The 19,819-nt window shown below is 59.3% G+C and carries 19 protein-coding genes; 13 read left to right on the top strand and 6 right to left on the bottom strand.

Annotated features, from left to right (window positions below):
* Nucleotides 1-14 precede the first annotated feature (14 nt).
* The 6 genes from gabD to ENGE1_RS13395 all read left to right on the top strand — a co-directional run bounded on the left by gabD (nt 15) and on the right by ENGE1_RS13395 (nt 5,630).
* Entirely contained in the window at nt 15-1,463 is a 1,449-nt protein-coding gene (gene gabD, locus ENGE1_RS13370) for an NADP-dependent succinate-semialdehyde dehydrogenase (RefSeq protein WP_064360635.1), read from the top strand.
* A gap of 13 nt (nt 1,464-1,476) precedes the next feature.
* The gene (gene gabT, locus ENGE1_RS13375; protein WP_043081740.1) at nt 1,477-2,760 is read left to right on the top strand and encodes a 4-aminobutyrate--2-oxoglutarate transaminase; all 1,284 of its coding nucleotides are present in this window, start codon (nt 1,477-1,479) and stop codon (nt 2,758-2,760) included.
* 129 nt (nt 2,761-2,889) lie between these two features.
* The gene (gene gabP / locus ENGE1_RS13380; RefSeq protein ID WP_048253967.1) at nt 2,890-4,290 is read left to right on the top strand and encodes a GABA permease; all 1,401 of its coding nucleotides are present in this window, start codon (nt 2,890-2,892) and stop codon (nt 4,288-4,290) included.
* 27 nt (nt 4,291-4,317) lie between these two features.
* Complete coding sequence (csiR, locus tag ENGE1_RS13385) at nt 4,318-5,004, top strand: DNA-binding transcriptional regulator CsiR (protein ID WP_043081738.1); 687 nt, start codon at nt 4,318-4,320, stop codon at nt 5,002-5,004.
* A 90-nt stretch (nt 5,005-5,094) separates the two neighbouring features.
* Nucleotides 5,095-5,346 (top strand): type II toxin-antitoxin system Phd/YefM family antitoxin, encoded by a 252-nt coding sequence (locus ENGE1_RS13390; protein ID WP_043081737.1) that lies wholly within the window; start codon nt 5,095-5,097, stop codon nt 5,344-5,346.
* Nucleotides 5,343-5,630 (top strand): type II toxin-antitoxin system RelE family toxin, encoded by a 288-nt coding sequence (locus ENGE1_RS13395; RefSeq protein WP_048253968.1) that lies wholly within the window; start codon nt 5,343-5,345, stop codon nt 5,628-5,630. The genes ENGE1_RS13390 and ENGE1_RS13395 overlap by 4 nt, the downstream gene beginning before the upstream one ends.
* A 90-nt stretch (nt 5,631-5,720) precedes the next feature.
* Here ENGE1_RS13395 and ENGE1_RS13400 read toward each other — a convergent pair whose 3' ends face one another.
* Nucleotides 5,721-6,656 carry an Rpn family recombination-promoting nuclease/putative transposase gene (locus tag ENGE1_RS13400; protein WP_048253969.1) on the bottom strand — a complete coding sequence of 312 codons (936 nt, stop codon included), beginning with the start codon at nt 6,654-6,656 and terminating at the stop codon, nt 5,721-5,723.
* 297 nt (nt 6,657-6,953) lie between these two features.
* Between ENGE1_RS13400 and fdhF the strand changes: the two genes are divergently transcribed.
* Together fdhF and ENGE1_RS13415 are read left to right on the top strand one after the other, a co-directional pair.
* On the top strand, nt 6,954-9,101 hold the full coding sequence (gene fdhF / locus ENGE1_RS13410; RefSeq protein ID WP_080732634.1) for a formate dehydrogenase subunit alpha: 2,148 nt from the start codon (nt 6,954-6,956) through the stop codon (nt 9,099-9,101).
* 252 nt (nt 9,102-9,353) lie between these two features.
* Nucleotides 9,354-10,040, top strand: coding sequence for a tetratricopeptide repeat protein (locus tag ENGE1_RS13415; protein ID WP_048254039.1), 687 nt, complete (start codon nt 9,354-9,356; stop codon nt 10,038-10,040).
* Nucleotides 10,041-10,077: 37 nt separating this feature from the next.
* Here ENGE1_RS13415 and gltP read toward each other — a convergent pair whose 3' ends face one another.
* Nucleotides 10,078-11,388: a glutamate/aspartate:proton symporter GltP gene (gltP, locus tag ENGE1_RS13420; protein WP_043081732.1), complete on the bottom strand. Its 1,311-nt coding sequence runs from the start codon at nt 11,386-11,388 to the stop codon at nt 10,078-10,080.
* 410 nt (nt 11,389-11,798) lie between these two features.
* Here gltP and acs point away from each other — a divergent pair, with 410 nt between their 5' ends.
* The 3 genes from acs to actP all read left to right on the top strand — a co-directional run bounded on the left by acs (nt 11,799) and on the right by actP (nt 15,940).
* A complete protein-coding gene (gene acs, locus ENGE1_RS13425) occupies nt 11,799-13,757 on the top strand; it encodes an acetate--CoA ligase (RefSeq protein WP_048253970.1) in 1,959 nt (652 codons plus the stop codon).
* 222 nt (nt 13,758-13,979) lie between these two features.
* The gene (locus ENGE1_RS13430; RefSeq protein WP_043081730.1) at nt 13,980-14,291 is read left to right on the top strand and encodes a DUF485 domain-containing protein; all 312 of its coding nucleotides are present in this window, start codon (nt 13,980-13,982) and stop codon (nt 14,289-14,291) included.
* Complete coding sequence (gene actP, locus ENGE1_RS13435) at nt 14,291-15,940, top strand: cation/acetate symporter ActP (RefSeq protein WP_048253971.1); 1,650 nt, start codon at nt 14,291-14,293, stop codon at nt 15,938-15,940. Before ENGE1_RS13430 ends, actP begins: the two co-directional genes overlap by 1 nt.
* A gap of 39 nt (nt 15,941-15,979) precedes the next feature.
* Here actP and ENGE1_RS13440 read toward each other — a convergent pair whose 3' ends face one another.
* The 4 genes from ENGE1_RS13440 to ENGE1_RS13455 form a co-directional block, all read right to left on the bottom strand.
* Nucleotides 15,980-16,291, bottom strand: coding sequence for a helix-turn-helix domain-containing protein (locus tag ENGE1_RS13440; protein ID WP_048253972.1), 312 nt, complete (start codon nt 16,289-16,291; stop codon nt 15,980-15,982).
* On the bottom strand, nt 16,288-16,629 hold the full coding sequence (locus ENGE1_RS13445; protein WP_048254040.1) for a hypothetical protein: 342 nt from the start codon (nt 16,627-16,629) through the stop codon (nt 16,288-16,290). The genes ENGE1_RS13440 and ENGE1_RS13445 overlap by 4 nt, the downstream gene beginning before the upstream one ends.
* Nucleotides 16,630-16,707: 78 nt before the next feature.
* Nucleotides 16,708-17,397, bottom strand: coding sequence for an LrgB family protein (locus ENGE1_RS13450; RefSeq protein WP_043081728.1), 690 nt, complete (start codon nt 17,395-17,397; stop codon nt 16,708-16,710).
* Nucleotides 17,390-17,800 carry a CidA/LrgA family protein gene (locus tag ENGE1_RS13455; RefSeq protein ID WP_048253973.1) on the bottom strand — a complete coding sequence of 137 codons (411 nt, stop codon included), beginning with the start codon at nt 17,798-17,800 and terminating at the stop codon, nt 17,390-17,392. The genes ENGE1_RS13450 and ENGE1_RS13455 overlap by 8 nt, the downstream gene beginning before the upstream one ends.
* 102 nt (nt 17,801-17,902) lie before the next feature.
* On the opposite strand from ENGE1_RS13455, the gene ENGE1_RS13460 reads away from it, so the two are divergent.
* Nucleotides 17,903-18,790 (top strand): LysR family transcriptional regulator, encoded by an 888-nt coding sequence (locus tag ENGE1_RS13460; protein ID WP_048254041.1) that lies wholly within the window; start codon nt 17,903-17,905, stop codon nt 18,788-18,790.
* Between the two features lie 116 nt (nt 18,791-18,906).
* On the top strand, nt 18,907-19,818 hold the full coding sequence (gene murQ / locus ENGE1_RS13465; protein ID WP_048253974.1) for an N-acetylmuramic acid 6-phosphate etherase: 912 nt from the start codon (nt 18,907-18,909) through the stop codon (nt 19,816-19,818).
* Nucleotide 19,819: the final 1 nt, after the last annotated feature.

Here is a 19,819-nt window from a genome sequence, read left to right on the forward strand (position 1 = left end):
TAAAGGAAGCCATCATGCAACTCGACGACACCACTCTCTTTCGCCAGCAGGCGCTGATCGACGGCCGCTGGCGCGATGCCGCCGGCGGCGAGGTCATCTCCGTGACCAACCCAGCCAACGGCGAGAAGCTCGGCAGCGTGCCCAAAATGGGCGCCGATGAGACCCGCGAGGCCATCGAAGCCGCCAACCGCGCCCTGCCCGCCTGGCGCGCGCTGACCGCCAAAGAGCGCGCCAATATCCTGCGCCGCTGGTTCAACCTGATCGTTGAACACCAGGACGATCTGGCGCGGATGATGACCCAGGAGCAGGGCAAGACGCTGACGGAAGCCAAGGGCGAGATTAACTACGCCGCCTCCTTTATTGAGTGGTTTGCTGAAGAGGCCAAGCGCGTCTACGGCGATACCATTCCCGGCCACCAGGCGGATAAGCGCCTGATCGTCATCAAGCAGCCCATCGGCGTCACCGCCGCCATCACGCCGTGGAACTTCCCGGCGGCGATGATCACCCGCAAGGCCGGTCCTGCGCTGGCCGCCGGCTGCACCATGGTGCTCAAGCCCGCCAGCCAGACGCCGTTCTCGGCGCTGGCGCTGGCGGAGCTGGCGAATCGCGCAGGCGTTCCGGCGGGCGTGTTCAACGTCGTCACCGGCTCCGCCAGCGATGTGGGCGGCGAGCTGACCGGCAACCCGCTGGTGCGCAAGCTCTCCTTCACCGGCTCCACCGAGATTGGCCGCCAGCTGATGGAGCAGTGCGCAAAGGACATCAAAAAAGTCTCCCTGGAGCTGGGCGGCAACGCGCCGTTTATCGTGTTTGACGACGCCGACCTGGATAAGGCCGTGGAAGGCGCGCTGGCCTCCAAGTTCCGCAACGCCGGACAGACCTGCGTCTGCGCCAACCGCCTGTACGTCCAGGACGGCGTCTACGACCGCTTTGCCGAAAAGCTCAAGCAGGCGGTTGAGAAGCTGCACATCGGCGACGGTATGCAGCCGGGCGTCACCACCGGGCCGATGATCGACGAGAAGGCAGTGGCGAAAGTGGAAGAGCACATCGCCGACGCGCTGGAAAAAGGCGGGCGCATTATCACCGGCGGTAAGCCGCACGAACTCGGCGGCAACTTCTTCCAGCCGACCATCATGGTGGACGTGCCGAAGAGCGCCAAAGTCGCCAAAGAGGAGACCTTCGGCCCGCTGGCGCCGCTGTTCCGCTTTAAAGATGAAGAGGACGTTATCGCCCAGGCCAACGACACCGAGTTCGGCCTCGCCGCCTACTTCTACGCCCGCGATCTGAGCCGCGTGTTCCGCGTCGGCGAAGCGCTGGAGTACGGCATCGTCGGCATCAATACCGGCATTATCTCTAACGAAGTGGCGCCGTTCGGCGGCATTAAAGCCTCCGGCCTTGGCCGCGAAGGCTCGAAGTACGGCATCGAAGACTATTTAGAAATCAAATATATGTGTATCGGCCTTTAACGGAGAGCCTCTGATGAGCAGCAATAAAGAACTTATGCAGCGTCGCGAAAGCGCCATTCCCCGCGGCGTGGGCCAGATCCACCCGATCTTTGCCGATCGCGCCGAAAACTGCCGCGTCTGGGACGTCGAGGGCCGCGAGTTCCTCGACTTCGCGGGCGGTATTGCGGTACTGAACACCGGCCACCTGCATCCGGAAGTGGTCTCGGCGGTGGAAGCGCAGCTGAAGAAGCTGTCCCACACCTGCTTCCAGGTGCTGGCCTACGAGCCGTACCTGGAAGTGTGCGAAATCATGAACCAGAAGGTGCCGGGCGACTTCGCCAAGAAGACCCTGCTGGTGACCACCGGCTCCGAGGCGGTAGAGAACGCGGTGAAGATCGCCCGCGCCGCCACCAAACGCACCGGGGTTATCGCCTTCAGCGGCGCCTACCACGGCCGCACCCACTACACGCTGTCGCTGACCGGCAAGGTAAACCCGTACTCCGCCGGCATGGGCCTGATGCCGGGTCACGTATACCGCGCGCTCTATCCCTGCCCGCTGCACGGCATCAGCGAAGATGACGCCATCGCCAGCATCAACCGCATCTTTAAAAACGATGCCGCGCCGGAAGACGTCGCCGCCATCATTATTGAGCCGGTGCAGGGCGAAGGCGGCTTCTACGCCGCGACCCCCGCCTTTATGCAGCGCCTGCGCGCCCTGTGCGACGAGCACGGCATCATGCTGATTGCCGACGAAGTGCAGAGCGGCGCCGGCCGTACCGGCACCCTGTTTGCCATGGAGCAGATGGGCGTTGCGCCGGACATCACCACCTTCGCCAAATCCATCGCCGGCGGCTTCCCGCTGGCGGGCGTCACCGGGCGCGCGGAAGTGATGGACGCCATTGCGCCGGGCGGCCTCGGCGGCACCTACGCCGGCAGTCCGATCGCCTGCGCCGCCGCGCTGGCGGTGCTGAAAACCTTCGAACAGGAGAACCTGCTGGCGAAAGCGAACGCGCTGGGGCAGTCTCTGCGCGACGGCCTGCTGGCGATCGCCGAGAAGCATCCGGAAATCGGCGACGTGCGCGGCCTGGGGGCTATGATCGCCGTGGAGCTGTTTGAAGAGGGCGACCATGAGAAGCCGAACGCGAAGCTGACCGCCGAGGTAGTGGCCCGCGCCCGCGATAAGGGGCTGATCCTGCTCTCCTGCGGGCCGTACTACAACGTACTGCGCATCCTGGTGCCGCTGACGGTGGAAGAGGCGCAGGTGAAGCAGGGCCTGGCAATTATCGCCGAGTGCTTTGATGAGGCGAAAAAAGGCTAACGCAGTGCAGGAAGTCCTTCGTTGCTAACGGAATGATGACGATAGAGTAAAAAAACAATAATACGCGTGCCCGGACGCGGGAAAGTCCTGGCGCTCTCCCAAGTGTTACGCTTTCGAGAGGTTTTTAAAATGGGGCAACTGTCGCAATCGGATAAATTGGGTGGTGGGCTGAAATCGCGCCACGTCACCATGCTCTCCATCGCCGGCGTCATCGGCGCCAGTCTGTTTGTCGGTTCCAGCGTCGCCATCGCCGAAGCGGGCCCGGCGGTGCTGCTCTCCTACCTGTTCGCCGGGCTGCTGGTGGTCATGATCATGCGTATGCTGGGCGAAATGGCCGTCGCCACGCCGGATACCGGCTCTTTCTCTACCTACGCCGACAAGGCGATTGGCCGCTGGGCGGGCTATACCATCGGCTGGCTCTACTGGTGGTTCTGGGTGCTGGTGATCCCGCTGGAGGCCAACATTGCCGCGATCATCCTTAACTCGTGGACCCCCGGCGTGCCGGTGTGGCTGTTCTCATTGCTCATTACCCTGGCGCTCACCGGCAGCAACCTGCTGAGCGTGAAAAACTACGGCGAATTCGAATTCTGGCTGGCGCTGTGCAAGGTGATTGCCATCGTCGCCTTTATTGCGCTGGGCGCCATCGCCATCAGCGGCTTTTATCCCTACGCCGAGGTGGGCGGCATCTCGCGGCTGTGGGACCAGGGCGGCTTTATGCCCAACGGCTTCGGCGCGGTGCTGAGCGCGATGCTGATCACCATGTTCTCGTTTATGGGCGCCGAGATTGTCACTATCGCCGCCGCCGAGTCCGATACGCCGGACAAGCACATTCAGCGGGCGACCAATTCAGTTATCTGGCGCATCTCCATCTTCTACCTGTGCTCAATTTTCGTAGTAGTGGCGCTGATCCCGTGGAACACGCCGGGCCTGAAGAGCGTGGGCTCCTACCGCTCGGTGCTGGAGCTACTGAATATTCCCTACGCGAAGCTGATTATGGACGGCGTGATCCTGCTGTCGGTTACCAGCTGCCTCAACTCGGCGCTGTATACCGCCTCCAGGATGCTCTACTCCCTGAGCCGCCGCGGCGATGCCCCGGCCATTATGGGGAAAACCAACCGCAGTAAGACTCCCTACGTGGCGGTGCTGCTCTCCACCGGCGCGGCGTTCCTGACGGTGATCGTCAACTACTACGCCCCGGCAAAGGTGTTTAAGTTTCTGATCGACAGCTCCGGCGCCATCGCCCTGCTGGTCTATCTGGTGATCGCCGTTTCCCAGCTGCGGATGCGCAAAATTCTGCGGGCGCAGGGCGGCGAAATTAAGCTGCGGATGTGGCTCTATCCGTGGCTGACCTGGACGGTTATCGCCTTTATCTGCTTCGTGCTGGTGGTGATGCTGTTCCGCCCGGCGCAGCAGCTGGAGGTTATCTCTACAGGCCTGCTGACGCTGGCAATTATCTGTACGGTGCCTATTATGGCACGCTGGAAAAAGCTGCTAGAGTGGCAAAAATATCCGCTGCAGAACACGCAGTAAGGCACTTTTCGGGAGCAAACATTGACCATGACCGCCACGGCGCAACCGACGTCCCTCGACGGCTATCGCTGGCTGAAGAACGATATCATACGCGGCGTTTATCAGCCGGATGAGAAGCTGCGCATGAGCCTGCTGACCTCCCGCTATCAGCTGGGCGTCGGGCCGCTGCGCGAAGCGCTCTCCCAGCTGGTGGCAGAGCAGCTGGTAACGGTGGTCAATCAGAAGGGCTACCGGGTGGCGCCGATGTCCGGCCAGGAGCTGCTGGATATCTTCGACGCCCGCGCCAATACCGAGGCGATGCTGGTTGAGCTGGCGATTGCCCGGGGCGACGACGCCTGGGAGGCGGAGATCCTCGCCCGCGCCCACATGCTCGCCAAGCTGGAGGCGGTGGACGCCAGCGAACAGCTGCTCGACGAGTGGGATCAGCGCCATCAGGCCTTCCATACCGCAATTGTCGCGGGCTGCGGCTCGCGCTACCTGCTGCAGATGCGCGAGCGGCTGTTCGACCTCGCCGCCCGCTATCGCTTCATCTGGCTGCGCAAGACCGTGCTGTCGGTGGAAATGCTGGAGGATAAGCACGATCAGCACCAGACGCTGGTGGAGGCCATTCTGGCCCGCGATGCCGCCCGCGCCAGCGAGCTGATGCGCCAGCACCTGCTGACGCCGATCCCGATTATTCAGCAGGCGATGGAGAGTTTGCCGGCGGCGGAATAAGGGCGCTTTGTGCAAAAACCCGCCAGAAGACTTGTTAACAGGTCTCCAGTGGATATACTGGAAACCTGTTAACTGGTCATGAGGTAGAGTATGCCAAGCATTATATTAAGTGAAACCACCGCCAGCGTCAGCGAGCTGAAAAGTAATCCGATGGCGACAGTCAGCGCAGGCGAAGGCTTTCCCGTCGCGATTCTCAACCGCAATAAGCCGGCTTTTTACTGCATTCCCGCAGAGTTATACGAGCGCATACTCGATGCGCTTGACGACCAGGAACTGGTCAGGCTGGTCAATGAGCGCAAAGACCAGAAGCTGGTCGATGTGGATCTGGATAGCCTGCTATGAGCTACAGGATTAAGTTCAGGGAGGATGCCCTGAAAGAATGGAATCGACTGGATAAGGTAATCCAACAGCAATTTGCCAAAAAACTTAAAAAGTGCAGTGAGGACCCGCATATTCCTGCGGCAAAACTTCGTGGAATGCCTAATTGCTACAAAATCAAGCTGCGCTCTGCCGGTTTCCGGCTGGTGTATCAGGTCATTGATGATGCGCTGATCGTTGCAGTAGTCGCCGTAGGTAAAAGAGAGCGCGAGGATGTATATGCGCGAGCAGGCGACAGAATCAGGTAAATAAAGCAGGGTCAGTGCAATGTACTATCACGCGGCCGGGACGGCCCAATACGCATTTCCCGCCGCGAATAAAAGCGTTGTATCAGAGTCTCAGTGGCGGATCTGCGCCAGGTCCTCAGCGGTCAGACCGGTCATTCTCATTACAGAATCGCGATCGATACCGTTGGCCAGCATGGCGCGCGCGACTTCAAGCTTGCCTTCATTGCGCCCTTTTTCAATACCGCGCTGCTCGCCCAATTGGAGACCTTTTTCGAGGCCTTTCTCGAGACCTTTTTGTTCAAGCTGTTGTGCGATCGTCATCAGTTCATCCTCATGTTGCGGTACCCGCAGGGCCAGTTCGCGAACAAATGCCTGAGCATCCGCCGATTCACCAGCCTCGATAATATAGTGTATCAGCGAAACCACCATTGGCGAAGAGAGATAGCCGGCAAGCAGAAGCGTGGATAATCTGTCCGTTAGCTCTGCCAGATCGCGCTGGCGAATATGTTTTTGCAGCAGGGTCAGAGCGGCCATGCTGCGATGCCCCATGATCTCGTCATCGGGAATAACCGTGATGTCCACCAGCGGAAAATCACCGGCATACAGTTTCCCCGCCAGGGCCGGATCATCAAATTCCTGCAACCAGTTGGTTGAATATGGGTAAGGACTACGCTTACCGGAATAGAACAGCACCGGAATGACCAGCGGCAGCTTTTTGTGGCCGGCGTCGAGGTGGCGCTGCATGGCGGCAACGGCGTAGCGGATAAGGCGAAACGCCATGTGTTTATCCGCACTGGATTGATGTTCGATAAGCACGTACACATAGCCGTCGCCACCGGCGGTGGTTTTCAGGCTGTAGAGCACGTCGCTGAAATACTGGCGCAGATTATCCTCAACGAAGGAGCCGGACTCCAGTTTTAGCGTACTGAGGTTACAGATGGCCCTCAGCTCTGCCGGCAAGTGGATATCCATGAAGTCGCGGGCAATCCCGGGTTGCGTCAGAAATTGCCGGAATGTCGCATCGTGGGGCTGTGGCTGTTTTTTCATCCTTGATTCATCTCCCGTCTCCTTACTGTTGGCTACTCTGAGCCAGCTCCTGTCAGCCTCTCTGCTGAGTCCTGCACCTTGCGGGTAGCACCCGACGCTCAATGCTAACATGTTTACTTTTTGAACGCACCGCGCCCGCCGCCCTGCCTTCGACACGTCAAAACTGACGAAAATCCCCTCGTCGTCATTGCGATCCCTCTTCCAGGCCCCCATATACCCACACAAATAAAAATGGCATAGAACCTGCATACCAGTGCGCTGAGTGCATTTATGCCATCAATTAACGGAGCACAACCGATGAAAAAAGTCGTCACGGTTTGCCCTTACTGCGCATCGGGCTGCAAGATAAACCTGGTGGTGGATAACGGCAAAGTCGTCAAGGCGGAGGCGGCGCAGGGGAAAACCAACCAGGGAACCCTGTGCCTGAAAGGCTACTACGGCTGGGACTTTATTAACGATACCCAGATCCTCACCCCGCGCCTGAAAACCCCGATGATCCGCCGCGAGCGCGGCGGCAAGCTGGAGTCCGTCTCCTGGGATGAAGCCCTGGACTACGTGGCGACCCGCCTGAGCGCCATTAAAGCTAAGTACGGCCCGGATGCTATCCAGACCACCGGCTCGTCGCGCGGCACCGGTAACGAAACCAACTACATCATGCAGAAATTTGCGCGCGCCGTTATTGGTACCAATAACGTCGACTGCTGCGCACGCGTCTGACACGGCCCTTCGGTTGCAGGTCTGCACCAATCGGTCGGTAACGGCGCCATGAGTAATGCCATTAACGAGATCGATAACACCGATCTTGTGTTCATCTTTGGCTACAACCCGGCGGATTCTCACCCAATCGTGGCGAATCACGTCATTAATGCGAAACGCAACGGCGCGAAAATCATCGTCTGCGATCCGCGCAAAATTGAAACCGCGCGCATTGCCGACATGCACGTGGCGCTGAAGAACGGGTCAAACATCGCGCTGCTCAACGCGCTCGGCCACGTGATTATCGAAGAGAACCTCTACGACCAGGCGTTCGTCGCCAGCCGTACCGAAGGCTTCGAAGAGTATCGCAAAATTGTCGAAGGCTATACGCCTGAGTCAGTGGAAGCGATAACCGGCGTCAGCGCCCAGCAGATCCGCCAGTGCGCGCGGATGTATGCCGGGGCGAAATCGGCCGCTATCCTGTGGGGTATGGGCGTCACCCAGTTCTACCAGGGCGTGGAAACCGTACGTTCACTCACCAGCCTCGCCATGCTGACCGGCAATCTCGGCAAGCCGGGCGTCGGCGTTAACCCGGTACGCGGCCAGAACAACGTTCAGGGCGCCTGCGATATGGGCGCGCTGCCGGACACTTATCCGGGCTATCAGTACGTTAAGTTCCCGGAACACCGCGAGAAATTCGCCAAAGCCTGGGGCGTTGACAGCCTGCCGGAGCATACCGGCTACCGCATCAGCGAGCTGCCGCACCGCGTGGCCCACGGCGAAGTGCGCGCCGCGTACATTATGGGCGAAGATCCGCTGCAGACCGACGCCGAACTCTCCGCCGTGCGTAAGGCCTTCGAGGAGCTGGAGCTGGTCATCGTGCAGGATATCTTTATGACCAAGACCGCCGCCGCGGCGGACGTCATCCTGCCGTCCACCTCCTGGGGCGAGCATGAAGGGGTCTATACCGCAGCGGACCGCGGCTTCCAGCGCTTCTTTAAGGCGGTTGAGCCGAAGTGGGACCTGAAAACCGACTGGCAGATCATCAGCGAGATCGCCACCCGGATGGGATACCCGATGCACTACGACAACACCCAACAGATCTGGGATGAGCTGCGCCACCTGTGCCCGGACTTCCTCGGGGCGACCTACGAGAAAATGGGCGAACTGGGCTACATCCAGTGGCCGTGTCGGGATGAGTCGGAGGCAGATCAGGGGACCTCATACCTGTTTAAAGAGAAGTTCGATACGCCGAATGGCCTGGCGCAGTTCTACACCTGCGACTGGGTAGCGCCCATCGACAAGCTCACCGACGAGTATCCGATGGTGCTCTCCACGGTGCGCGAAGTGGGCCACTACTCCTGCCGCTCGATGACCGGCAACTGCGCGGCGCTGGCGGCGCTGGCGGACGAACCGGGCTATGCGCAGATCAATAGCGATGACGCGGCGCGTCTGGGCATTGAAGATGAGGCGCTGGTGTGGGTCAACTCGCGCAAAGGCAAGGTCATCACCCGGGCGAAGGTCAGCAGCCGTCCTAACAAAGGTGCGGTGTATATGACCTACCAGTGGTGGATTGGCGCCTGTAACGAGCTGGTCTCAGAGAACCTCAGTCCGATAACCAAAACGCCGGAGTATAAGTACTGCGCGGTCAACGTTGAGCGGATTGCCGATCAGCGCGCGGCGGAACAGTACGTGATCGACGAGTACAACAAGCTGAAAGCCCGCCTGCGCGAAAGCGCGGTAGGTTAAGGTTCGGCGGCGCTGCGCTTGCGCGGGCCTACGGTTGGCAAGAGCATATCCATCCGTAGGCCGGGTCAGGCGCAGCAGCCATCCGGCACACAAGCGGCTCCCTCTCCGCTCTGCCTGTAGCCCGGCGGCGCTGTACTTGCACGGGCCTACGGTAAGGTAGAGCAAATCCACCTTACCTACCCATTCCCGCCGTTTTCTTCTTTTTCGCCTCCCTTTATACTGCGCGCCATGTTCATTGCTGATAATAACCAAATGAAATACCTCTTTTTATTTTTGCTCATCTTTACCAGCGGCGCAGCGGTGGCCGCCGAACCCGACAGCCGGTATCAACAGCGGGCGGAAGCGGGCGATCGACGCGCGCAATACTATCTTGCGGATACTTTGGTCAGCTCCGGCGATTATCAGAAAGCCGAATACTGGGCGCAGAAAGCCGCCGCGCAGGGCGATGGCGACGCGCTGGCGCTGCTGGCGCAGCTCAAAATTCGCAACCCCCAACAGGCGGACTATCCGCAGGCCCGCCAGCTGGCAGAAAAAGCCGTTGAGACGGGCAGCAAATCCGGGGAGATCGTTCTGGCGCGGGTGCTGGTGAACCGCCAGGCCGGCGCCACCGACGTGGCGCACGCCATCACCCTTCTGCAGGATGCTGCCCGGGATAGCGAAAACGATGCGGCAGTAGACGCCCGGATGCTGCTGGGGCTGATCTACGCCAGCGGCGTGAACGGCCCGGAAGATGATGTGAAAGCGGGCGAATACTTTAAAGGCAGCTCGATGCTCTCACGGACCGGCTATGCCGAATACTGGGCCGGCACGATGTTCCGGCAGGGAGAGAAAGGTTTTATCGAACCGAATAAACAGAAGGCGCTGCACTGGCTCAACGTCAGCTGTCTTGAGGGGTTTGATACCGGATGCGAAGAGTTTGACCGGATCAGTAAAAAATAAGAAAGAGCCCGGCGCCGTCCAGCGCCGGGCTTTTGTTTTATTGGGCGGTTTTATCAAACTTGCCCAGCATTTCCCGCTCGTAGGCCGCCGCCTTCTTGCGGTCAAACTTATGCTCCCACTTGGCAATCACCAGCACCGCCAGCGCGTTACCCACCACGTTCAGCGCGGTGCGGGCCATGTCGAGGATGCGGTCAACGCCGGCGATAAACGCCAGCCCCTCCAGCGGAATACCGACGCTGCCGAGCGTTGCCAGCAGCACCACGAACGACACGCCTGGCACGCCCGCGATGCCCTTCGAGGTCACCATCAGCGTCAATACCAGGATAATCTCCTGACCGATAGACAGCTCGATGCCGTACAGCTGGGCGATAAAGATAGCCGCGATGCTCTGATACAGCGTGGAGCCGTCGAGGTTAAAGGAGTAGCCGGTCGGCACGACGAAGCTGGTGATCGACGCCGGGGCGCCGTAGGCCTCCATCTTCTCGATGATTCGCGGCAGCACGCTCTCGGAACTGGAGGTAGAGTACGCCAGGATCAGCTCGTCTTTGAGGATGCGGATAAGGACCCAGATGCTCAGGCCGCACATTTTTGCCACGCCACCCAGCACCACCAGGGCAAAGAAGATAATTGCCGCATGGACCAGCAGCACCAGCTTGGCCAGCGGCCACAGGGAGGCGAAGCCAAAGTTGGCGACGGTCACGGCGATCAGCGCGAACACGCCGACCGGCGCATAGCGCATCACCATGTGGGTCACCTTAAACATGGTTTCCGAGATCGAGCGGAATACCGTAACCAGCGGCTCGCGGTGGGTCGCCGGCAGCGAGGAGAGCCCGAGGCCAAACAGCACCGAGAAGAAGATAATCGGCAGCATTTCGCCCTTCGCCATTGAGGCCACGATATTGGTCGGCACCAGCGACAGAATCGTGCCCATCAGGCCGTGAGCGTGGCTCTGCACTTCTGCCGTCGTGCTCTGGTATTTCGAAATATCCACAGCGGCGAGGGTCGACATATCGATCCCGGCGCCGGGCTGGAAGACGTTGGCCAGCGTAATACCGACAACGATGGCGATCGTAGTGATTATTTCGAAATAGATAATGGTTTTCGCGCCGATGCGGCCCAGCGATTTCGCATCGCCGACCCCGGCAATGCCCACGATCAGCGTCGAGATGACAATCGGCACGACGATCATTTTAATCAGGTGAATAAAGATGTCGCCGGCGGGTGAGAGCAGATTGACAATCAGCCAGTCGCGATCGGCGCTATGATAATGCAGATAGCTTCCCAGCAGGATGCCGAAGATAAGCGCGAGCAATATCTGCCACGCAAGGCTAATTTTGGCCTTTTTCATAATAAACTTCCTCTGTGCAGGGCGTCATAAGCAATACATATGACGAATACCAAATGGGGTGAATTGTGCGGCGTCTATAGATAGTATTTTTAACGCGGCGTATCAGTATCATCTGCACAGTGTACTACGCAAGCCTTTAATAACGGAGGTTTAAGCTGAAAAACGGAGGGTTATCGACAGTTAAGGACACTTAATGACAATAACTAATTGTTATAAAATACTTTTCCTCCAACAAAATTCAATAAATTCAAAGTGGTGATTATTTCATCCAAATAGATTGTTTGGCTGTTTCTTATACATTACAAACAATGCGTGATCTGCCGCGCAAATTATAAACAAACCCACCAAAACCTCTTCAATTAACCTTTATGTGACATATTATTAACATCCTAACAAGGAGAATAATTGCCATGAGCCAGGTTCATAAACACCCTATTGCCGCATCCATTGCGGAACGCTGCCTGATAAACCCGGAGCAGTACCAGAGCGACTATCAACTCTCCGTGACCGACCCCGACGCCTACTGGGGCAAGCAGGGTAAAATTCTCGACTGGATTAAGCCCTATCAGAAGGTCAAGAATACCTCTTTTGCGCCGGGTAATGTCTCCATCAAATGGTATGAAGACGGTACCCTTAACCTCGCGGCCAACTGCCTTGACCGCCACCTCGCGGAACGCGGCGACCAGACGGCCATTATCTGGGAAGGCGATGACGCCGGCCAGAGCAAAAATATCACCTACAAAGAACTGCATCGCGACGTTTGCCGCTTCGCCAACGTGCTGACCGATCTCGGGATTAAGAAAGGTGATGTCGTCGCTATCTATATGCCGATGGTGCCGGAAGCCGCCGTGGCGATGCTCGCCTGCGCCCGCATCGGCGCTATTCATTCCGTCATTTTCGGCGGCTTCTCGCCGGAAGCGGTCGCGGGCCGCATCATCGATTCCAGCTCGCGGATGGTGATCACCGCCGACGAGGGCCTGCGCGCCGGGCGCGCGATCCCGCTGAAGAAAAACGTCGATGACGCGCTGAAAAACCCGAATGTTACCACCGTTGAACACGTCGTGGTGCTCAAGCGCACCGGCGGCAGCATCGGCTGGCAGGAGAACCGCGATCTGTGGTGGAGCGATCTTATCAGCGGCGCCAGCGACAGCCACCAGCCGGTGGAGATGGGCGCAGAAGATCCGCTGTTTATCCTCTACACCTCCGGCTCCACCGGTAAACCAAAGGGCGTGCTGCACACCACCGGCGGCTACCTGGTGTATGCCGCCACTACCTTTAAGTACGTCTTCGACTATCACGACGGCGACATCTACTGGTGTACCGCCGACGTTGGCTGGGTCACCGGCCACAGCTATCTGCTGTACGGTCCTCTGGCCTGCGGCGCCACCACCCTGATGTTTGAGGGGGTGCCCAACTGGCCGACCCCGGCGCGCATGTGCCAGGTGGTGGACAAGCATAAGGTGAATATTCTCTACACCGCGCCGACCGCCATCCGCGCCCTGATGGCCGAAGGCGACAAGGCGATAGAGGGCACCGACCGCTCCTCGCTGCGCATTCTCGGCTCCGTCGGCGAACCGATTAACCCGGAAGCCTGGGAGTGGTTCTGGAAGAAAATCGGCAACGAGAAGTGCCCGGTGATGGACACCTGGTGGCAGACCGAAACCGGCGGCTTCATGATAACGCCTCTGCCGGGCGCAACGGAGCTGAAGGCCGGCTCGGCCACCCATCCGTTCTTCGGCGTGCAGCCCGCGCTGGTCGATAACGAAGGCCATCCGCTGGAAGGCGCCACCGAGGGCAACCTGGTCATCACCGACTCCTGGCCGGGCCAAGCGCGTACCCTGTACGGCGACCACGAGCGCTTCGAGCAGACCTACTTCTCGACCTTCAAAAACATGTACTTCAGCGGCGACGGCGCGCGCCGGGACGAAGACGGCTACTACTGGATCACCGGACGCGTCGATGATGTGCTCAACGTTTCCGGCCACCGCCTCGGCACCGCCGAAATCGAATCGGCGCTGGTCTCGCACCCGAAAATCGCCGAAGCGGCGGTGGTGGGTATTCCGCACAACATTAAAGGCCAGGCTATCTACGCCTACGTCACCCTGAACCAGGGCGAGGAGCCGACGCCGGAGCTGTATGCGGAAGTCCGCAACTGGGTGCGCAAAGAAATTGGCCCGCTGGCGACGCCGGACGTACTGCACTGGACCGACTCGCTGCCGAAAACCCGCTCCGGCAAGATCATGCGCCGCATTCTGCGCAAAATCGCCGCCGGCGACACCAGCAATCTGGGAGATACCTCAACGCTTGCCGATCCGGGCGTGGTGGAGAAGCTGCTCGAAGAGAAGCAGGCCATCGCGATGCCGTCGTAACAAAGATGTGCCCCTCTTCTGGTCAGAAGGGGGCCTGGTGAGGGGATAAGCCGTACTGAACTCCCCCTCATCCTGACCCTCTCCCCGGCGGGGAGAGGGATCTGTACGGTGCTCTTACTTAAAACGATACCCTACACACCCTCCTGCGGCATTCGGGCCAGAGGCGCATTGACTGCACCTGCGGCACGAAGAAAGCGGAGGAACACCTCTGGAGACTCTGTGATGAATCAAGATATTTGTCAGCAGATTGAAGATAGTGCGCAATTCAGGGAGCTCGTCGAAAAAAGGCAACGGTTTGCCACCCTACTTTCCATCATCATGCTGATTATCTACGTCGGCTTTATTCTGCTCATCGCCTTCGCTCCCGGCTGGCTGGGCACGCCGCTGCACGCCGGCACCAGCGTCACCCGCGGTATTCCAATTGGTATCGGCGTCATTGTGATTTCATTTATCCTGACCGGCGTGTACGTCTGGCGGGCCAATGGAGAGTTCGACCGCCTGAACAAGGCCGTGCTGCATGAGGTGAAAGTATAATGAAACGACTTCTGACCGCGCTTGCCGCCGCGCTGCCGCTGGCGGCCAGCGCTGCCGATGCCATTACCGGCGACGTTCAGCGCCAGCCGACCAACTGGCAGGCGATAATCATGTTCCTGATCTTCGTCGCCCTGACCCTGTATATCACTTACTGGGCCTCTAAGCGGGTACGCTCGCGCAGCGACTACTACACTGCCGGCGGCAATATCACCGGCTTTCAGAACGGGCTGGCAATGGCTGGCGACTTTATGTCCGCCGCCTCCTTCCTCGGTATCTCGGCGCTGGTCTATACCTCCGGCTACGACGGCCTGATCTACTCCCTGGGCTTCCTCGTAGGCTGGCCGATTATCCTGTTCCTGATCGCCGAGCGCCTGCGCAACCTCGGCCGCTACACCTTTGCCGACGTCGCCTCCTACCGCCTGAAGCAGGGGCCGATCCGCGTGCTCTCCGCCTGCGGCTCGCTGGTGGTGGTCGCCCTCTACCTGATCGCCCAGATGGTGGGCGCGGGCAAGCTGATTGAGCTGCTGTTCGGTCTCAACTACCATATCGCCGTGGTGCTGGTGGGCGTACTGATGGTGCTGTACGTTCTGTTCGGCGGCATGCTGGCCACCACCTGGGTGCAGATCATCAAAGCCGTGCTGCTGCTGTTCGGCGCCAGCTTTATGGCCTTTATGGTGATGAAGCACGTCGGCTTCAGCTTTGACCGCTTCTTCAGCGAAGCGATGGCGGTGCATCCGAAGGGCGCGGCCATTATGAGCCCCGGCGGACTGGTAAAAGATCCGATCTCCGCCCTGTCGCTGGGCCTCGGGCTGATGTTCGGCACCGCCGGGCTGCCGCACATCCTGATGCGTTTCTTTACCGTCAGCGATGCCAAAGAGGCGCGTAAGAGCGTATTCTACGCCACCGGCTTTATGGGCTACTTCTACATTCTGACCTTTATTATCGGCTTTGGCGCCATCATGCTGGTCGGCGCAAATCCACTCTTTAAAGATGCGGCCGGGCAGCTGATCGGCGGCAACAACATGGCGGCGGTTCACCTGGCAGACGCGGTGGGCGGCAACCTGTTCCTCGGCTTTATCTCGGCGGTGGCCTTCGCCACTATCCTCGCAGTGGTGGCTGGCCTGACGCTGGCGGGCGCTTCGGCGGTCTCGCACGACCTGTACGCCAACGTTTTCCGTAAAGGTGCCTCCGAGCGCGACGAGCTGCGGGTATCGAAGATAACGGTGCTGGTGCTGGGCGTGGTGGCTATTCTGCTGGGGATCCTGTTTGAGAAGCAGAACATCGCCTTTATGGTGGGGCTGGCCTTCTCCATCGCCGCCAGCTGTAACTTCCCGATCATCCTGATCTCCATGTACTGGTCGAAGCTGACCACCCGCGGGGCGATGATCGGCGGCTGGCTGGGGCTGCTCACCGCCGTTATCCTGATGATCCTCGGCCCGACCATCTGGGTACAGATCCTCGGCCACGAGAAGGCTATCTTCCCGTACGAGTATCCGGCGCTGTTCTCCATTGCCATCGCCTTTATTGGCATCTGGTTCTTCTCGGTAACCGATAACTCAGCGGAAGGCAAGCGCGAGCGCGAGCAGTTCCGCGCGCAGTTTATCCGCTCCCAGACCGGGATTGGTATTGAGAAGGGACACGCACACTAACGGAGAGATCCCCGGCCTGCGGGCCGGGGAGACAGAAATTTAGATAGCGGCAAGCTGAGACAATACAGAGGGACTTTTCTCAATCATGCGGATCAATAGCACCGCCTGTTTGTTTGGACTGGCAAGGCCCTGCTCCCAATTCTGGTAAGTCTTCAGGCCCGCATGAAGATAGCGCGCGAAAACGGCCTGCGAAAGATTGAGCTGTTCACGAACCTTGACCAAATCTTCCGGCGCAATCGCCAGATCGCGGGTATTAACGCGGTGAGTGCGCAGTGTTTTTTTTCCGGCATTTAACTCGCCCCACGCTTCAATACCTTCCTGCAATTCGCTGAAAATATCTCGCTTCGTCACCTGATGATCCTCTGTTTTGCCTGCTCTAAAAGATGGGACAGGATGTTACGTTGGTGAGCCGTCAAATCATCCTGCTGCTCTTTATCGTATAGCGTAAAAAGCAGAAAATGGGACTTCTCGGCATACCAGTAATAGATAACCCGAATACCTCCCCGCTTCCCCTTATTCCTGCGAGGGTCAGCAAATCGAATTTTACGAAGTCCCCCGGCGCCTCGAATGACATCCCCGGCGCAAGGATTATGCAACAACATTTGCTGGAAAGCCTTGAAATCATCATCGCTGAAGTATTCAGCACGATGCCGTTCAAAGGGCGGTAGTTCAATAAACAGCGCATCCATGGGCATATATCTCCTGTACAGGAACAATATATACCCAATATGGGGATAGATAAACTGTTATGGATAATTTATGAACACCTAAAACAGCACCACCGACACCAGCGGCGCCGCCAGCACGGTAACCACCCCGGAAAGCATCATCACCAGGCTCGCTACCACGCCCTCCTGCGGCCCCAGCTCATAAGAGCGCGCGGTGCCTGCGCCGTGGGACGCGGCGCCAAAACCGGCGCCTTTGGCCATCCCTTCGCGAATCGACAGGCGCATAAACAGCACGTCGCCGACCGCCATGCCGAACACGCCGGTGATCACCACGAACAGCGCCACCAGTTCGGGCTGGCCGCCGAGCGGCTTCGCCGCCGCCAGCGCAAACGGCGTAGTCACCGAACGCACCGCCAGGCTGCGCTGGATCTCATCCGGCAGGGTAAACAGGCGCGCCAGCCACACCGAGCTGGTGACGGCCACGACGGTGGAGGTTATCACCCCGGCGCTGAGCGACATCCAGTGGCGCTTAATGACCGCCAGGTTGTCGTAAACCGGCACCGCGAAGGCGATGGTCGCCGGGCCCAGCAGCCACAGCAGCCAGTGGGTTTCCCCCATGTAGTTCTGATAGGAGATATGACCGAATACCAGCAGCGCCACCAGCAGCAGCGGCGTAAACACCAGCGGCATCAGCGGCAGCTTGTGGAAACGTCGGTAAAGGCGTTTATTGGCATAATAAAGGCCGAGCGTAACGACCAGGCAGAGCACGCTGAGCTGAAAATTATTCATGATTCATGCGCCGCAGTTCGTAGCGATAGACTTTATCGACGACCCAGGCAGTGCAGCCCAGCACCAGCAGCGTGCTGAGGGCGATAACCGAGAAGATGCGCCAGCCGTCGATCATCAGCAGCTGGGCGTAGTTCACTACCGCGACCACTGCCGGCACGAAAAACAGCAGCATCTCGGCCAGCAGCCAGCGCGAGCCCGCGCGCACCCAGGCAAGGGGCACAATACGAAAAACGATCAGCAGCAGCATCAGCACCATGCCGACCAGGTTAGCGGGCAGCGGCAGGTGCGCCCACCTCACCAGATGTTCAGCAAAAATGAATAATCCGGCATAGAGGATCACCTGCACCGGCACCTGAAGATGATGCAGAAACGCGGGCGCAAGTCGCCCCGAGGCCACGGCCATGGAAGGAATTCCTGAAAAAAGTGAAGGCGCCCAGTATAGTGAGGCGCCGGCCGCGGCTGAAATGAATTAAAATTATTGAAGGTATAGTCCCGAGGAATGATCATGGATATCAGAACGCTGCGCTATTTTGTCGAGGTGGTTCGCCAGCAGAGTTTCACCCGCGCCGCGGAGAAGCTGTTCGTGACGCAGCCGACTATCAGTAAGATGCTGAAAAACCTTGAAGATGAACTCAACTGTACTCTGCTTATCCGCGATGGACGCAAGCTGCTGCTGACCGACACTGGCCGGGTGGTTTTCGAGCGCGGGCTCGCTATTCTCGGCGAGTTTCGCCAGCTTGAAGCAGAGCTGAGCGACATTAATCATCTGCATAAAGGCCTGCTGCGCCTCGGCATCCCGCCGATGGTCGGCATGATGATGGCCGGCCCCATCAGCCTGTTTCGCCAGCGCTATCCCGGCGTGGAATTAAAAATTTCTGAATTTGGCGGCCTGACGGTGCAGCAGGCGGTGACTAACGGCGATCTCGACGTAGCGATGACCGTGCTGCCGGTTGAAGAAGAGAGCGGCCTTGCCACCCTGCCGCTGTTCAGCCACCCGCTGTGCGTGCTGGTGCCCCGCTCCGGCGACTGGCTGCAGAGGGAGACTATCGAGCCGGAGCAGCTGGCGGCCCATCCGCTGCTTATCTACAACGAAGACTTTGCCCTCAACCGCCAGCTGATGGCGCTGTTTAACGCCCGCAACATCAAGCCGCGCATCGCGGTGCGCAGCGGCCAGTGGGACTTTCTGGCGGCGATGGTGCAGGCGGGCGTCGGCGTGGCTATTCTGCCGGAGCCCGTATGCCAGCGGCTTGACCGCCAGACCCTGCGCTGGCTGCCGCTCAACAGCGACGTCACCTGGTCGCTGGGCATGATCTGGCGGGAAGGGACCTACCTCTCCCACAGCGCCCAGGCCTGGCTCGAATGCTGCGAAGGCTTCTGGCAGACGTCGGTCTGACACCGTCCGCCGTAATATCGTCGGGATCACACTCCCCGTAAAATAATAAAAAATTACTTTAATCGCATCACTTAAGGAATATATTATTCCTTCATACCCTGCTTATTGAGGTCGCCATGAAAATAGATTTATCCACCCTGACTACCGAAAGCCGCAACGCGGCCAGCGAAAATATCGACCAGCTCCCGACGCTTGAGATGCTCACCGTCATCAATAATGAAGATAAAAAGGTCGCGCTGGCGGTAGAAGAGCAGCTCCCGGCTATCGCCCGGGCCGTCGACGCCATCGCCGCCGCCTTTGCCGCCGGCGGTCGCCTGATCTACTGCGGGGCGGGCACCTCCGGGCGGCTGGGTATCCTTGATGCAAGTGAGTGCCCACCAACTTATGGCACCCCGCGCGAAATGGTGGTGGGCCTGATTGCCGGCGGCAAAACCGCTATCCTGCAGGCCGTTGAGAACGCCGAAGACAGCCCGCAAATGGGCGAGCAGGACCTGCGCGATCTGGCGCTTAACGATCGCGATGTGGTGGTGGGTATCGCCGCCAGCGGCCGCACGCCTTACGTTATCGGCGCCCTGAACTACGCCCGCAGCGTTGGCGCGAAAGTGGGCGCGATTGCCTGCAATCCTGGCAGCGAAATTGGCAAGCTGGCGGATTTCGCCATTGAGCCGCTGGTCGGCCCGGAAGTGGTCACCGGCTCCTCGCGCATGAAGGCGGGCACCGCCCAGAAGCTGATTCTCAATATGCTCACCACCGGGGCGATGATCCGCTCGGGCAAAGTGTTCGGCAACCTGATGGTGGACGTGGAAGCCACCAACGCCAAGCTGCTGCAGCGCCAGGTCAACATCGTGGTGCAGGCTACCGAATGTACGCCTGAGCAGGCGCAGGCCGCGCTCGACGCCTGCCATCGCCACTGCAAAACCGCCATCGTGATGATTCTGGCCGGCGTCAGCGCAGCGGACGCCGAAGAACTTCTCGCCAGCAACAGCGGCTTTATCCGCCGGGCAATTCAGGGTATCGGGAGCAACTGAA

The sequence above is a fragment of the Pluralibacter gergoviae ATCC 33028 = NBRC 105706 genome (assembly GCF_001598855.1).
Taxonomy (GTDB): domain Bacteria; phylum Pseudomonadota; class Gammaproteobacteria; order Enterobacterales; family Enterobacteriaceae; genus Pluralibacter; species Pluralibacter gergoviae.

Excerpts from the sequence above, each read along its gene's own strand:
- csiR (WP_043081738.1), top strand. The coding sequence starts at position 4,318 with ATGACCGCCACGGCGCAACCGACGTCCCTCGACGGCTATCGCTGGCTG.
- ENGE1_RS13450 (WP_043081728.1), bottom strand. The coding sequence starts at position 17,397 with ATGAATAATTTTCAGCTCAGCGTGCTCTGCCTGGTCGTTACGCTCGGC.
- ENGE1_RS13455 (WP_048253973.1), bottom strand. The coding sequence starts at position 17,800 with ATGGCCGTGGCCTCGGGGCGACTTGCGCCCGCGTTTCTGCATCATCTT.
- gabD (WP_064360635.1), top strand. The coding sequence starts at position 15 with ATGCAACTCGACGACACCACTCTCTTTCGCCAGCAGGCGCTGATCGAC.
- actP (WP_048253971.1), top strand. The coding sequence starts at position 14,291 with ATGAAACGACTTCTGACCGCGCTTGCCGCCGCGCTGCCGCTGGCGGCC.
- ENGE1_RS13415 (WP_048254039.1), top strand. The coding sequence starts at position 9,354 with ATGAAATACCTCTTTTTATTTTTGCTCATCTTTACCAGCGGCGCAGCG.
- ENGE1_RS13430 (WP_043081730.1), top strand. The coding sequence starts at position 13,980 with ATGAATCAAGATATTTGTCAGCAGATTGAAGATAGTGCGCAATTCAGG.
- ENGE1_RS13395 (WP_048253968.1), top strand. The coding sequence starts at position 5,343 with ATGAGCTACAGGATTAAGTTCAGGGAGGATGCCCTGAAAGAATGGAAT.
- gltP (WP_043081732.1), bottom strand. The coding sequence starts at position 11,388 with ATGAAAAAGGCCAAAATTAGCCTTGCGTGGCAGATATTGCTCGCGCTT.
- ENGE1_RS13390 (WP_043081737.1), top strand. The coding sequence starts at position 5,095 with ATGCCAAGCATTATATTAAGTGAAACCACCGCCAGCGTCAGCGAGCTG.
- acs (WP_048253970.1), top strand. The coding sequence starts at position 11,799 with ATGAGCCAGGTTCATAAACACCCTATTGCCGCATCCATTGCGGAACGC.
- ENGE1_RS13445 (WP_048254040.1), bottom strand. The coding sequence starts at position 16,629 with ATGGATGCGCTGTTTATTGAACTACCGCCCTTTGAACGGCATCGTGCT.
- gabP (WP_048253967.1), top strand. The coding sequence starts at position 2,890 with ATGGGGCAACTGTCGCAATCGGATAAATTGGGTGGTGGGCTGAAATCG.
- ENGE1_RS13400 (WP_048253969.1), bottom strand. The coding sequence starts at position 6,656 with ATGAAAAAACAGCCACAGCCCCACGATGCGACATTCCGGCAATTTCTG.
- murQ (WP_048253974.1), top strand. The coding sequence starts at position 18,907 with ATGAAAATAGATTTATCCACCCTGACTACCGAAAGCCGCAACGCGGCC.
- gabT (WP_043081740.1), top strand. The coding sequence starts at position 1,477 with ATGAGCAGCAATAAAGAACTTATGCAGCGTCGCGAAAGCGCCATTCCC.
- ENGE1_RS13460 (WP_048254041.1), top strand. The coding sequence starts at position 17,903 with ATGGATATCAGAACGCTGCGCTATTTTGTCGAGGTGGTTCGCCAGCAG.